This is a genomic window from Paenibacillus sp. J22FR83, assembly GCF_059691955.1.
The window spans coordinates 333,811-348,717 of sequence record NZ_JCAUAM010000005.1; the positions used below are offsets into that span (position 1 = coordinate 333,811).

9 protein-coding genes are annotated in these 14,907 nt (G+C 48.5%); all 9 read right to left on the reverse strand.

The genetic code is table 11. The features are described from left to right. Positions 1–53 precede the first annotated feature (53 nt). A complete protein-coding gene (locus AC58PV_RS12065; protein ID WP_497432473.1) occupies positions 54–1,781 on the reverse strand; it encodes a glycoside hydrolase family protein in 1,728 nt (575 codons plus the stop codon). An 18-nt stretch (positions 1,782–1,799) separates the two neighbouring features. Next, positions 1,800–4,400, reverse strand: a complete 2,601-nt coding sequence (locus AC58PV_RS12070) for a family 78 glycoside hydrolase catalytic domain (RefSeq protein WP_497432474.1) — start codon at positions 4,398–4,400, stop codon at positions 1,800–1,802. Positions 4,401–4,509: 109 nt separating this feature from the next. Next, on the reverse strand, positions 4,510–6,975 hold the full coding sequence (locus tag AC58PV_RS12075; RefSeq protein WP_497432475.1) for a glycoside hydrolase family 95 protein: 2,466 nt from the start codon (positions 6,973–6,975) through the stop codon (positions 4,510–4,512). Then, a complete protein-coding gene (locus tag AC58PV_RS12080) occupies positions 6,975–9,023 on the reverse strand; it encodes a beta-galactosidase (protein ID WP_497432476.1) in 2,049 nt (682 codons plus the stop codon). Before AC58PV_RS12080 ends, AC58PV_RS12075 begins: the two co-directional genes overlap by 1 nt. Before the next feature lie 162 nt (positions 9,024–9,185). Beyond that, positions 9,186–9,839, reverse strand: coding sequence for an SGNH/GDSL hydrolase family protein (locus AC58PV_RS12085; protein WP_497432528.1), 654 nt, complete (start codon positions 9,837–9,839; stop codon positions 9,186–9,188). A 285-nt stretch (positions 9,840–10,124) separates the two neighbouring features. Then, entirely contained in the window at positions 10,125–11,693 is a 1,569-nt protein-coding gene (locus tag AC58PV_RS12090; RefSeq protein ID WP_497432477.1) for a response regulator transcription factor, read from the reverse strand. A gap of 37 nt (positions 11,694–11,730) precedes the next feature. Then, a complete protein-coding gene (locus AC58PV_RS12095) occupies positions 11,731–12,549 on the reverse strand; it encodes a carbohydrate ABC transporter permease (protein ID WP_497432478.1) in 819 nt (272 codons plus the stop codon). Next, positions 12,549–13,418 (reverse strand): carbohydrate ABC transporter permease, encoded by an 870-nt coding sequence (locus AC58PV_RS12100; protein ID WP_497432479.1) that lies wholly within the window; start codon positions 13,416–13,418, stop codon positions 12,549–12,551. The genes AC58PV_RS12095 and AC58PV_RS12100 overlap by 1 nt, the downstream gene beginning before the upstream one ends. Positions 13,419–13,499: 81 nt before the next feature. Beyond that, the gene (locus tag AC58PV_RS12105; RefSeq protein ID WP_497432480.1) at positions 13,500–14,861 is read right to left on the reverse strand and encodes an ABC transporter substrate-binding protein; all 1,362 of its coding nucleotides are present in this window, start codon (positions 14,859–14,861) and stop codon (positions 13,500–13,502) included. Positions 14,862–14,907: the final 46 nt, after the last annotated feature.

Genomic DNA, 14,907 nt, shown 5'->3' on the forward strand with positions numbered 1-14,907 from the left:
TACTCCTCCTTATGTAATCCGCTTGGCAAGCGAATCCCTAATGCTTCCATACCTTACCAGACAAATTCCTTATCCAATCGGCGATAATCCCCGGTACGCATTGGCGCCTCTTCAAACACTTGACGTCCGCTGTACAACGGCTTTTTCTTGCCTTTTGGAGTGATATTCACGACATCGTCCCCGCGCCATTCCGTTTCAAATGTTTGGCCAACCGCATTCTCTATCGTTTTGCGTAAGCTCAGCGGGAAGGTCACTGTGATTTTCTCCCCTGCGACTGCGGAACCAAGCAAGAGAAAATGTTTGTTTACCCAGCTGCTCGCTTCGCTGCCCTTCCCCTCGATCACTTTACCATTTCGTTCACGCACATACTTGATTTTCGTAAAGCCAGCCCACTCTGGAATTCGAATCTGCAGCCTTGAAATATCCGTGTGAATATCGAGGACGACTTTCCCTTCATGAGGTAGGTAGGAGCTGACATCCAGCCATTTCGAACCGCGGTTTAAAAGGAAATTGACGCTGATCGTACCTTTTTTCTCCGTGATCGTGTGACTCCAACCCATGAAGAGACCGCGCGTTCCAGAGCCTAGACAACAGATCTGCAAATCGTTCATATGACCGCGCCCTTCGATCACATCGCAAACAAAATCGTTAGGCGCCGAGTATCCAGCAAATGAGCCCCGCGTGCGCTCCGCTACTTTATAAAAGCTTTTGTTCGCATGAATGTCACAGGACTTATCGTCTGTTTGCTCCACCCAATCCAGATCTAGCAGTTGGGATTCTGCCAGATGGTTTCGCAAGAACCGCTCCACCGTTCCCCAATATTCCACATAACCGCTTTGCGCTAAAGTAATCCCTGTAGCAATTAAATCCACCAGCGAGCATGTTTCGTGTTCGTAGGCCTGTTCATGCAAATCGCCTGGTGTCCACCCAAAAGTCGTACATTTGGTCAGCGCCCAATCGTAGCTTTTCTTGACCCAAGCCAGCATGGCTGCGTCACCTGTCCATACACCGAATCTCGCGATCGCGTCCAGCGTGCCTATGCGTGTATGGAAATGCCCGCTCCGATACGCCAGCGAATCGTTGAAGCTGCCGTCTTGATTGAACACGCCGCTACGTTCGATGATCAGCGCTGTGAAAAATTGGCACAGTTCAAACGCATCTTGATTGCCCGTCAACTCATGATATTTCAATAATGGCATCACCAAACGACCGCAAAATGCTGCCGGATCGGGCGCTAAACGCAGCTGAATGGCGTTACGGGAAGGCCAGCCCGTTTCTTTATACTCCGAAGCCGGATAATACCACACATCCCGCTCTTTAATCGCGATGCGTTTTAATGCCGCCACATGGCGGTCAGCCACTTCTTTCACCTTCGGATCTCCAGATTCCATATACCATGACGTCAAGGATAAAATGACAGCCCGCTGATCAATCAGATTCGCATTCGGCTCCCAATCATGGGTTGGGTTAATCTGTCTATAGCTCATGCCGTCTTCTTTGAAAAAAGACAACAGATTCGCGCGATATTGCTCTTCAACTTCCTTGCCGAACTCTTCTCCTGACATATGACGAGCCAAGATGAGACCATCGATCATTCGTCCATGCGATGAACCGTAATCCCAATCGCCATGTGTCATGAAGGCAGGTTTATGCATCAAATCAGCAGCAAAAAAAGGGATACAATTATGATCGTGATCCGCCATGCCAATCATGGCATTAATGGCGTGGGCGGCACGTTCCTCCAGCATAAGTGTATCGGGAATTAAACGACGTTCAGACATCTATTTATCACTCCTTAATCATTTTTTTAATAAACTTTCGAACAGATAACTTCCTGATCCAATCCGTTGTGGCGTCGCTGGTTGATCAGGCATATGGATCGTTGCTGTCGTATTGGCAGGTACATCGACATGTAAACGGAATGTCCCATCATCCGAGAGCTGCCACTCCACTTTGATGCATCCGTACAACGATTCATAACTTGCTCTTACCCAACTTAAGTTACCGCCAGGTTTAGGCCTTATGATCGCATGTTGAAAGCCAGGACATTGCGGATCCGCTTCAATACCAGCCATATAACGGAACATCCACTCCCCAACAGAGCCAAGGGAGTAATGATTGAATGAATTCATTGAAGGGGTCTGAAAGCCCTGATCCTCCGTCCACCCATCCCAGCGTTCCCAGATCGTGGTTGCCCCGTGTTTAATCGAATACATCCAAGATGGAAACGCTTCTTGCTGAAGCAATTTGTACGCTACGTCCAGACTGCCGTAGTCCGTTAGCACTGGCAATAAGTAGCCTACGCCGAGAAAGCCCGTCGACAATCGGTTCTCGCGCCCTTGGATATCAGTGACAAGATGCTCAAGCGCTTGTTTAGACTGGTTTTCTGTTAAGATTCCGAATTGTAGCGCTAACACATAAACCGTTTGTGTATCGCCGTGAATGCGGCCATCTTCCGCAACAAAAGCTTTACGGAAAGCTTTTGCGATATCGTCAAATAACACCTGGTACTGGTTCGCGTCCTCGGTTTTCCCCAATACGCCTGCGATTTGCGCAAGCAGCTTCGTGCTGTAAGCAAAGTAAGCGGTAGCCAACACTTCGTTCGGCGTGTCAGCACCAATCGATAGCCAGTCGGCATAATTTGCATAACCCGGTCGTACCAGCTCATCGGTCGTGTTAGTTAAATAGTTCACCCATTTGACCATCGCCTCGTAATGTGTTTCAAGAATTCGTATATCGCCATACATTAAATAGATCGTCCATGGAATAATGACGCCGGCATCACCCCAACCGGAGTTGTCAGGCGCGAACCAATTCAGCCTAGTACTCCAGTTCTTATAGCGAATCCAACCGGCATCCGGGGCCACATCTGTGAAGGCACCTGAAGGCTGCTGACAATCCACCATATCCCACACATATTTACTGAAAAAGCGGGATACATCCATATTGTAAGCTGCGGTACGGGCAAAAATTTGCGCGTCCCCCGTCCAACCTAACCGCTCATCCCGTTGCGGACAATCCGTCGGCACCGATAAGAAGTTGCCTCGCTGTCCCCATGTAATGTTGGAATAAAGCTGGTTCACCATCGGATCCGATGTCTCCAGCTTCCCCGTCACAGGCGTTTCGGAATGGACAACCTTGCCTTCAATCGTATCCAGATTGGCCTCTCCGGGATATCCAATCAGCTCCACATAACGAAAGCCGTGGAACGTAAAGTGAGGCTCATAGCTCTCTAGACCATTTCCATTCAAAATGTAATGATTTTGTTGGCAAGCTTCGCGCAAGTTCTCTATATATAAACTGCCGTTCGGATTCAACATCTCGGCATGACTTAACGACACCGTTGTTCCACGTTCACCTTGCACCTTCACTGAGGTCCAACCGACCATATTCTGACCCATATCATAGATATAGGTGTCTGCTGCTGTCTTGTTCATGCTGATCGGTCTTATCGTTTGTGTTATGCGGATTGGCGGTTCTATGGCTGCCACAAGCAGCCCGTTATACCCGGCGCGAACATCTGGCATTTCCCAAGACGAATCATCGTAGCCAGCCTCATGCCATCCGATTAATTCCTCTCTTGCATCGTACGTTTCCCCTTTGATCATATCGGAATATTGAATAGGTCCTCTATTCGTAGCCCACGAATGATCCGTTATGATCCTATCCACGGTTCCATCTTCGTAATCTATGCTCACCTGCATGAGGAAAAAGGGTCTTTCTCCATATACCTTATCTCCGAGAAAACCAACGGTTCCGGCATACCAGCCATCTCCCAAAATAACGCCAAAAACATTTTCGCCCACCTTGATTTGATCTGTCAGATCTACAGCTTGAACCTGTACGCGGACGTTATAATCCGTCCATCCTGGCGCAAATCGATCACCGATCCGCTCACCATTCAGATTCAACTCATAAACACCTAATGCTGTCGCATAAGCAATAGCCCTTTGTACCTTTTTTTTAACTTCAAACTGTTTTCTAAAATAGGGGGATGGCTGCATGAGCAGTCCATCCTCGGACTTGCGCCCAATCCACTTCGCCTTCCATTCACCGCGTGATAAAATCCCCATCATCCAGTATGCTGTCTCGCTCCAATCCGATCGCTCATCCGCACCGTCCCAGACACGAACCTGCCAATAGTACGCGCCTTCTGATTGAAGCGGTTTACCCCCATATTCCACGTGGGTTGAAGCATTTGTGCTAACTTTTCCACTATCCCACATGTCGGCTTGGTCATGCGCAAACTTATCGGGAGAAGTAGCAACCCTAATTTGATAAGCGCTCTGCACCGCCTCGCTGTATGCAGCGTCCAATTGCCAAAACAGCCGGGGTTTACGGACGTCAAGGCCAATGGGGTTATGTGTATATTCGGTTTTACAACTTGCGACTCGTATCATGGTTCGATAACCTCCAACTCAAAAATAAAAAGATTGCCAACAACTACCTAGGCAGAAGTGCCGGATCATTGGCAAACTTTTATGTCATCCCCTATCAATAGCAGCGACTTTACGACTTCTTTTGCGTGGATGACCCTTTGGCAATGTGTGCAACGTCTGACGTGATCGTGTAGCTTCGGCCGGCTTCGACCGTGAAAGCGATCACTCCATCTTCGAACTTATCCCAATCTTCGGCTTCAACCGCAATTGGCACAGTTGTGCGCACTTGGCAGCGTCCAGACTGTGAAGCTCGGATCGTTGCGTTTCGCAGCTTCCCATCCGCCCAGATCAGATCGAGCTCGTAGCCACCGCGAGCGCGGATGCCGCTGATCCGACCGGAAGGCCATGCCTTCGGGAGCGCAGGCAGCAAATGCAGTTCGCCGGCATGGCTCTGCATGAGCAGTTCCGCGATGCCTGCCGAAGCAGCGAAATTGGCTTCGATGGTGAGCGGGTAGAATGTGATTTTCGGATGGCGATGCGCATTGAATAGGTTTGGAAATGGGTTGCCAAGCAGTTTCGTCAAATACGAATGTGCCGTCTCCGCATCCTCCAAACGCGCGTACATGCTAATATTCCATGAATAGCACCAGCCGATCGTATCCTCCCCATCGTGTATGCGACGGCGATCTAGGCTGACACGGGCGGCCTTAGCCAATTCAGGCGTACCGCGAACCGTAATTTGATTTCCCGGATGTAAGGGGTACAGATGGGCGGTATGACGGTGTCCAGGTTCCGCTTCCTCAAAGTCGCGAAACCATTCCTGCAATTGGCCGTGCTGACCGATTCGCAGCGGAAGCAGCCGCTCCAGCGCTTCCTGCAAGGATTGACTGAACGCCGTATCCGTTTCCAAAATACGCGCAGCCTCTATACAATTCGTGAACAGTTCGCGCATAAGTGCGATGTCCATCGTTGAGCTCATACTTACCGCAGCCCGTTGTCCATCGGGTGCAATGAATGTATTCTCCGGTGACGTCGAAGGCACGGAGACGAGATTGCCTTCCTCATCTTCCACCAAGTAATCGAGACAGAACTGTGCCGCTTCCTTCATAATTGGATATGCCTTTTTTCTTAGGAAGTCCTGATCGAGGCCGTAAGCGTAATGTTCCCACAAATGCTGGCACAGCCATACGCCGCCCATCGGCCAGTACGCCCAGCTGGCTGAGCCTGGGGAAGGCGTCGTATTGCGCCACAGATCGATGTTATGGTGCGAAGCCCAGCCCCGACAGTTGTAATAAGCCTTTGCCATCCGCGCTCCGGCAATTCGTAAATCTTCAAGCAATTCGAATAACGGTTCATGGAACTCCGCGAGATTGCACACCTCAGCCGGCCAATAGTTCATCTGCGTATTAATATTCGTCGTATAATTGCAAGACCATGGCGGCTTCGTCATGTTGTTCCAGATGCCTTGCAGCGTTGTCGGCTGTGTTCCTGGACGCGAAGCACTAATCATCAGGTAGCGGCCGAACTGAAAGAATAGCTCAGTAAGCCGCTCATCTGCTTGACCAGCCAGTACGGCTGCGATCCGCTCATCGGTCGGGATGTCCTCACGGCTTGGCGCGTCAAGCTCCAGTTTCACGCGATCGAAGTACGGCGTGATGTCCGCGATATGGCGTTCACGCAGTTCGACGTAGCTCAGCTTCGCCGCTTCGTTCAGCCATGCGTCGCAACGCGGGCGCGGATCCAACCCTTCGAGCGCGGGATCGCGATCAAAGCCGTTAAAGCTGGTTGCTGAGGTAAGCAACAGCGTTACAGCATCCGCTCCCTTCACGACTAGTCTTCCTCCATGCGTCTCGACAATTCCGCCCTCAAGAATGGCCTGTAGTTGAACCTGAAACTGGATGCCTTGATTTTCCTCATAGACGACTGTATCTTCCGACAGCTCTTTCTCGTGATCCAGCAGACTTGGCGCTGCGCCAGTAAGGATGATGCGATCGATGCCACATTTTTTCACACCATAATTAAGCCGGCTGGTGAGCGCCGCCTCTAGCCCAATTGCCCCCGATCGGTCGGCTTCGAGCCGCACCGCCATCACCTGATCGACTGCTGACACGAATATTTCCCTCTTTATGCCCACACCGTTAGACACATAGTCGGTCCGGCACAATCCGGTGCGTAGGTCAAGTTCACGCCGGTAATCTTCCACTGAGGAAGAATGGCTCATGACGATTTCCAAATCGCCCATCGCCTGAAACGCATTGCCCGCCGGCCCCAGCATATGTTCTTCAATCACCGCTTGAGCATCGCTGTAACGGCCTGCGAAGATGAGCCTGCGGCTCTCATCCAAATGACGCAACGGCTCCTCGCGCTCTCGCCCCCGCTTCGTACCTGACCACAGCGTTTCCTCGTTAAGCGCAATCTGCTCGCGCTTAATACCGCCATAGACCATGCCGCCCAAGCGGCCGTTGCCAATAGGCAGCGCCTCGACCCAATCTTCAGCTGGCTGGCGGTACCACAGCTTCATATGCTTACCGCCTTTATTGTCTCTCATTGGTTTAGCTCCCCCTAGTGTTGTGTATGCTCTTAACACTTCGTGCATTACGCATGAACGACTGCCAAAATCCGCACATCCAACGCGGGAAGTAGCAGGGTACTTTCGTGTGAAGTGCAGGTTAACAAATCCACGTAGGTGCCCGCACCGATCTGAATCTCGGCTTCAGCTTCGTTATGATTAAGCAGGAATAGGAATTTTTTTTCATTTTTGATGCGGACGGACGCCTCCACACCAGAAGGCGTATCCAGCAACGGCTGTATGCCGCGTGTTTCACATAAATGCCCAATCAGTCCGCTCAGCATCGTTGACTCTGGCGAGGTCGCAACGTACCATGCCTCACCCGTTCCGCGTCGGTTACGTGTGAGAGCAGGGAATCCTTGATAGAAGTCGCGTTCGAAAACGGCAAACGACTCTGCTCCCTCAAGATGAATCACGTCGCACAGAACGCCGCAATCATACGAGCCTTCCAGCTCCCCAAGCTGCGATGTCATGACGACGCGATTTCGCTGATGTTCCATCGGTGCGTCGATCTCCTCCACCCATATCCCGAGCAACTCGCGAAGCTCGCCTGGATAGCCGCCAGGCGTAACCAGATCGCTTTCGTTCACGATGCCGCTAAATGTTGTGGTAACCAGCGTGCCGCCTTGCTCCACGAAATGTTCCAAACGTGCGGCATAGCCTGGATGAAGCAAATACATCACCGGTGCAACCACAATCTCATAATCAGCCAGATTCATTTCCACGCTAATCAAATCAACCTGTAGATTCCGACTGTAGAAGGCATCATAATACTTCTCTATTTCCTTGATATAACGTAGATCCACGGTAAGTCCGCTGGAATGCTCGATTGCCCACCAGTTATCCCAGTCGAACACGATCGCCGCCCGCGCATCAGAGCGCGAGCCTACCAAAGTATCGCCGATCTGCTGAAGCTCGCTGCCGATCTTGGCACATTCCCTGAAGACTCTGGTATTCTCATGGCCTGCATGATCGATCATGGCCCCGTGGAATTTCTCGAAAGCGCCGAGCGAGCGGCGCAGTTGGAAATACATCACCGCATCCGCACCGCGAGCGATGGCATGATGACTCCATAGACGGTTTACGCCAGGACGCTTCACTGCATTGCGGGGGCGCCAGTTAAGCTGGGTCGGACACGATTCCATCAGCAAGAACGGGTCTCCGCCTTTTAATCCACGCATCAAATCGTAGCGCATCGCCATCTGGCTTGGAGTCATGTCGTCTCCCGGATACATATCGAGCGCAATCACATCCAGTTCCTTCGCCCACTTGAAATAGTCTAGCGGCTTGTACGTGCCGTTGTTTTGAAAGTTCGTCGTCACTACCGCATCCGGACTTAGCGCCTTGATTGCATCCCGTTCCAGCTTGTAGCAAGCCAGAAAGGCATCCGAATTAAAGCGGTCATAGTCGAGTGAAATGCCTTGGAAGGCGGTTTCATCCGGATTGATCAAACTGAGGTGCTCGCTGAGCGAGCTTGGCAACACGATTTCGTTCCAATCATAGAACGTATGGCCCCAGAATCGGGTATACCAAGCGCGGTTCAGCTCCTCAAGCGTGCCATACCGTTCACGCAGCCACACGCGAAACGCTTTCTCACAGTTGTCGCAATAACATCTCAAACCGTATTCATTATTCACATGCCACAACAGCAAAGCTGGATGATCTTTGTAACGCTCTGCAAGTTTTCGCGCCATACGCTCCGAATACAGCCGGAATGTCGGGCTGTTCGGACAGGAATTATGCCGTCGTCCGAACTTGCGCTTGCGGCCGTCAAACTCGACGATCGTGACATCGGGATATCGCGTCGCCATCCATGCAGGATGTGCCGCAGTCGATGTACCTAGGCAAACCTTAATCCCCTGTGTATGAAGCTTATCCATCATCTCGTCCAGCCAGTCGAAACGATATGTGTTCTCATCCGGCTGATTAAGTGCCCACGAGAAAACATTGAGCGTGACAATATCAACGCCGCCGATCTGGAACAGCCGCATATCCTCATCCCAGATTTCGCGTGGCCATTGTTCCGGGTTATAGTCTCCTCCGTACATGATTTTCGGTAAGTTCTCCGTAAACATCAGCGATTCGTCCCCTTGGCTTCAAAGAATAATTAGTGCTATTACACATTTGGTAAGCGCTATCTTTTCTTTTAATTGTAATCGCAGAATGGCAGTAATACAGCGTTCATTATTAATGAATTTGCTTTAGATTTTGCACAGAATAAACACATGTGATAACCTTCAATCGATGCGAAGGCAGCTTTGTTGAACGACAGATAGCCATTGTTTAGCGATCAAACCGTGTCCCGCCGCCGTCGGGTGAACGCCATCCCAAATCCAGTAGGACGGTTCTGCCAGCATGCATGCCTCATTAATAGTGGACTGCAGTGGAACGAAGACGGCTCCGAATTCGTCGGCAAGCTTCCTTACGATATCTTGATAGCGCACGATCCGTTCTTGCCAGATTTCCCATCTATCGGAGACTGGAGGAACTTTGAGTATAAATGGTTCGCACAGCACGATACCTGCTCCCGGAAGTACTTCAGACGTCTCATCCAACAGATGTCGATAAGCTCTCTCGAACCGGTCCGTTGCACCAACGTGTTCTCCGTTGATGATCCGCCCAGCGTCATTGACTCCGACCAGGATGCTTATCACATCGGGTCGGAGACTTATGGCATCCTCGTTCCACCTGGCGTACAGATCGAAAACGCGGTCTCCGCTGACACCCCGATTGATAAACAAGGGCTGTTTCTCGGCCAGTTCATGCCCCAGCTTGCTGGCTATAATATAAGCATAGCCATGTCCTAATATATGGTTAAGATCTTTGTTGCATCCCCTGCCACCGTCAGTAATGGAATCGCCTTGGAACAGAATCGTCTTGCATTGCGGCATATTCTTCAGCACCTCTCTATCTTCTACTCTATAAATAATTCGGCTCCGTAAATTGTAATCGCAGAATGGCCGCAATATAGCGTTCGTTATTAATTCTACTTGATTCTCTAGCCAGCGTAAGGATCCGCCCAAGGCAGGTTTGTGCATCAGAACCGAGGCAAAAAACGGGATATAGTTATGGTCGTGATCCGCCATGCCAATCATCGCATTGATGGCATGAGCCGCACGTTCTTCGAGCATAAGCGTATCGGGAATTAGATGTTTAGACATCACTTATTTCTCTCCTTAGTGGTCCGCCTTTCCGATGACTTTACGGTATTCACCGATGGTCATGCCGACTTTTCGTTTGAAAATCTGGCTGAAATATCGGTAATCCTCATAGCCAACTTTTTGCGCGACTTCATAATTTTTATATTTTGATTTATTCATCAATTCTTTGGCTTTATGCATGCGGATATCGGTTAAATAGTCGACAAAGCTCTTCCCCGTCATCTTTTTGAAAATCCGACTTAAATAGTCCGGATTAAAAAAACAACTGCTGGCAATTTGTTGCAGAGAAAAGGTTTGGTCGTAATTATTTTCCATCCATTTTTTCAACTCGCTGACAACCTTTTCCCCTTGTTTTTCACCGGAATGGCTGTAAAAGCCAAGCACGGCAGGGATCAGATCCTCTTGGAATAGCTTCTTCACAGAACTCAAATCATTTCTTTGGTGAATCAATTCGGAATATATCAGCGTATTTTTACCACAGATCTCCTCAACTCGTATATCCTTCGCCTGAAGCTGCTTCTCAATCGCATGAAGAAGCAAATCCGCGCACCACTGCATATGCCCTACTGTCGTAGAGTCACTTACGAATGAAGCAAACAATCGCTCAAACTCTTGTTCTACAACCTGTATATTTCCTGATTGGAGCACCCATAAGAACGAATTCTCCTTATCCTGTGGATAATTCCCAGATAAGTGAATACCAGTCTTTTCTGCAAAAAGCAAGCTGCCTGCCGTTACCAAAGGTTTGCTTGATAAAGCTTTTTTCGCTTCGTTGTATGCCTCCTCCAACATGGCAATCTCCAGCTTCCTCATGCTCAAGCCAAAGCTGAAACTCACGCTCCCTGCCTGTTTTAAGGCATTTTGCACAGTTGCATGCAGTTTGCAAAAATCCTTGGTATCTAGCACCGCCCCCCTAATGGCAATGATCATTTCATGGCCGCTTTCCTGAAGCGTCGTAAGCTCATATTCCCAGCGTCCCCCGAAAAGGAATGGCTTCATTCGGGATAATTGCTCATGGATAGCCGGCAGATGACCTGCTAGATTATAATACTCGTGGAAGGTGTCCATGCGGCCAACAAGCAAAGCATATTCGCCCATCTGCCAACTGGACGGAACGAAAGTTTCCCCCCTTTCCCCCGTACTCAGCAGATAATGCCTCAACCAATCCCCTCCTTGGACACGGGTTGCCTTAAGCTTATCCGCTTCGCGTCGATCCAGCTCAAGGAGCGCTTTTTCCACGACCGCAGCGAGCTCTTCCTTTTTAACCGGCTTCAGCAAGTAGTCAAATGCTTTATGGCGAATGGCTTCCTTTGTATACTCGAAATCCGAATAGCCACTAATGACGATCGTTAACAAGTCCGGCACCTCTTGGCTCAGCATGACAAGCAGCTGTTTACCGTCGAGACCGGGCATACGCATATCGAGGAAAAGCAGATCTGGTTTTTTGTCCATGGCCATTTCATATCCTTCTGCCCCATCACTTGCTTCGCCTACAAGCTCTAAGCCCCATTTGTTCCAGGAAATGGATTGAATCAATCCTCTGCGTATCCACTTTTCATCATCAACTATCATGACTCTTCGCATTTCCTGTACCTCCTTAAAGCTTCGGATTTGAATTGCACTAGCCTTTCATGGAACCCGCTGTCAGACCATCAATAATATATCTTTGCAGCAGTAAGTAAATAATCAGAATAGGGGAGATTACAATCACCATGAAGGCAAACACAACACCCCAATTCGTGCTGTACATCGTCACGAAATTAAAGATTTGCAGTACAATCGTCCATTTCGTGCTGTCTGTCATCAGATAGAACGGACCGAAGAAGTCGTTCCAAACTGAAACCATCACGACAATGGAGACGGTGACGAGTACAGTTAGCAGCAATGGTAAAATGATTTGCCAGTATAACCGGAAATACCCACAGCCTTCCATCAAAGCAGCTTCATCTAATTCTCTTGGGATCGATTTCATAAAGCCCACGAGCAGAAACACTGCAAATGGCAGCAGCACTGCGGTGTAATACATAATCAAACTGAAATAAGTGCCTCTAATATGAAGATCTCCAAGCAGCTTAATCGTAGGCACGATGGATACCGGCACAATAAGCCCCATAATGAATGTGTAATATGCACCTTGTAAAAACCGGCTATCTCTACGTTGAATGATAAACGCTGCCATGGAGGCAAATAGATTCACACAGACGACAACTAGAACAGAAATCAAAATACTGTTTTTGAATCCCCTAAGAATGTTAGCCTGATGGAAAACTTCTTTATAATTAGCAAATTGCCATTCGGAAGGAAGGGATAACCCGAATAGAGCTGATTCTCGAATTCCTTTAAAAGAGTTGATCACAATCATTAGAAATGGAATTAGAATAAGACAGGCTAAGCATATCGCGATGATTTCAAGCACCCAGAGTGTCCACTTTTTTCTCATTACATCTCGACCTCTCGCTTCTTCATCGCCATCAGTACAGGAACGCCAATAATGGTGACAAGGATGAATAACACCACGTTAACCGCTGTTGCATAGCCGAATAATCCCGTGCTGAACATACCGCGAATATACGTGTAAAATACTTCTGTGGTGTAACCTGGTCCACCCTCTGTCAGTACCATCACCATTTCAAACACCTTCATGGAACCGATCATAGAAAGGAGTACGTTCACGGTTAAGGCTGGAGCTAACAGCGGGAATACAATAGAACGGAAACGCTGCCAATATTGCGCACCATCCATGGACGCACTTTCGATCAGATCCTTTGGAATGAATTGCAAACCTGCCAAATAGACAACCATTGAGAAGCCTGCAACGCGCCAAAGGTCAGTAACAATAATGGAGAACAAGGCATACTTAGGATCATTCAACCAATCATGCACCATGAATTGTAGTCCTACTTTATCCAACATGGTGTTCATAATGCCATGTTCCGGATGGTAGATTGCTCGAAAAATATATCCTATTACAATCGGCGCAATCACATAAGGCATAAAAAAGATCATGCGCAGCAAATTTCGAAGTTTAAGGGCTTCATTCATAATTAAAGCTAAGCCTAATCCTAGAACGTTTTGCATCAAGGTCACGATCGCCGCAAAAATGATTGTATTCTTCAAAGCCGTTTTCAACCGGGGTTCTTTAAACAGCTCGATATAGTTATCCAAGCCATTAAAGCGAATCTGATCTGCATTAATATTCCAATCCGTAAAGCTGTAGTAAAACCCAATCAAAGTTGGGGTAATGAAAAATAATAGAAAAACTGCGAGGGCGGGGAATGAAAAATATAGTGGATACTTACTCTTTCCCATCTCGTCTCCCCTCCTTCGGTTATGAAATGTTCCGGCCGGAAACTATGTTCCGACCGTATAGGCATGGGTTAGCAGATCAGCTTACTTAAATCCATCAAGCAACTTGGCTTTTCCGTCTTTCTCATAGTTCGCAGAGAATTCTTTCAAGGCTTTGTCAACATCCCCATCCATGAAGAATGTTTGCAGTGTTTTTTGGAAATCAGCGAAGGTTGGCGTCAGACGATTCTGAACATTAACTTTAGCTTTATTGGCATCAATCAAATCTTTTACAGTTTGCTGTACAGGATATAAACTGCTCTTAGCACCTTGGAAAATTGGAATTCCTGGGCTCGTTTGATAGAAGAGATCAACCATCTCTGGTGAAATCATGAATTTCACCAATTCAGCTGCCACATCCGCATTTTTTGCTTTCGTTGGAATCATTAACTGATTCGGCGGTGTAATCATCGCTGTTCCTGCATCAGTAGCGGACGGGAATGGGAAGAAGCCAATTTTATTCGTTACGAATTCTTTCCCGAATTTCTTCTCCAATTGTGGAATAATGCCGTCCAGCATGAATGCCATGCCGACTTTGCTTTCGCCCATTAGATTCTGCAGTTCATCGAATGTGCCCGCGAGTGGATTCGATTGCATCAGTCCCAGATCCTTCAACTCTTTTTGTTTGATAAACAAGTCTTTCAATGCAGGAATATCAGCCAGCTTGAGCGCATTCTTCTCTAAATTTTGTACGCCTGCATCCCCGATTGCCTGATCGACATACGAGACCCAACCTGTGAAGTAGAATACTTGCGGCGGCCAGCCATCTTTGAGACCTTCATAAAAAGGTGTAATCCCTGCTGCCTTAATTTTCTTTGCACTCTCAATCATATCTGCATAGTTTTTCGGAGGCTGAACGCCCGCTTTAGCAAAAACATCCTTGTTATAATAAATACCCATCATGCCCGTGGCGCCGAATGGGACACCATAAATTTTCTTATTTGCATCTGCCTGAAAATCTTTCAATGTTGGAACTATGCGATCCCATACCGTCTTATCTCCCGACCATTCGCGAAGCGTTTCGGAGGCTCTCAGCTTGACGTACTGCTTAGGTCCAGGTTGCATGAGGAATAAATCCGGGAAGTCACCCGTGGAGAAGCGGGTTTTCATCATGTTATCAAAGTCTCCGCCAGGCAGCGCTTGCAATTCGACTTTATTGCCTGTCTTCGTTTCAAACTCTTTAAAAATTTTATTAAAAGGTGTAGCGTCAACCGTATTGGCAATCGCAAACGTAAGTGTTACTGGGTCTTTTTTGGTTGGAGCCGGTGTCGCAGCAGCCGTTGATGCAGCAGGCAACGCCGCAGCCGGCGTAGAGCTGCTGGAGCTCGTCCCCCCGGTTCCGCAAGCCGTTAATGCCATAATTGCCGCAATGGATGATACTAGTGTTACCGTTTTCATTTTCCTCATCTTCTGTACCCCTCCTTTAATATTGCTTACAGGATCAATTATATTG

Bases quoted from the DNA above. Each gene is read 5' to 3' on its own strand.
- AC58PV_RS12070 (WP_497432474.1), bottom strand. From the start codon at position 4,400: ATGATACGAGTCGCAAGTTGTAAAACCGAATATACACATAACCCCATT.
- AC58PV_RS12095 (WP_497432478.1), bottom strand. From the start codon at position 12,549: ATGAGAAAAAAGTGGACACTCTGGGTGCTTGAAATCATCGCGATATGC.
- AC58PV_RS12105 (WP_497432480.1), bottom strand. From the start codon at position 14,861: ATGAGGAAAATGAAAACGGTAACACTAGTATCATCCATTGCGGCAATT.
- AC58PV_RS12085 (WP_497432528.1), bottom strand. From the start codon at position 9,839: ATGCCGCAATGCAAGACGATTCTGTTCCAAGGCGATTCCATTACTGAC.
- AC58PV_RS12090 (WP_497432477.1), bottom strand. From the start codon at position 11,693: ATGCGAAGAGTCATGATAGTTGATGATGAAAAGTGGATACGCAGAGGA.
- AC58PV_RS12065 (WP_497432473.1), bottom strand. From the start codon at position 1,781: ATGTCTGAACGTCGTTTAATTCCCGATACACTTATGCTGGAGGAACGT.
- AC58PV_RS12075 (WP_497432475.1), bottom strand. From the start codon at position 6,975: ATGCACGAAGTGTTAAGAGCATACACAACACTAGGGGGAGCTAAACCA.
- AC58PV_RS12080 (WP_497432476.1), bottom strand. From the start codon at position 9,023: ATGTTTACGGAGAACTTACCGAAAATCATGTACGGAGGAGACTATAAC.
- AC58PV_RS12100 (WP_497432479.1), bottom strand. From the start codon at position 13,418: ATGGGAAAGAGTAAGTATCCACTATATTTTTCATTCCCCGCCCTCGCA.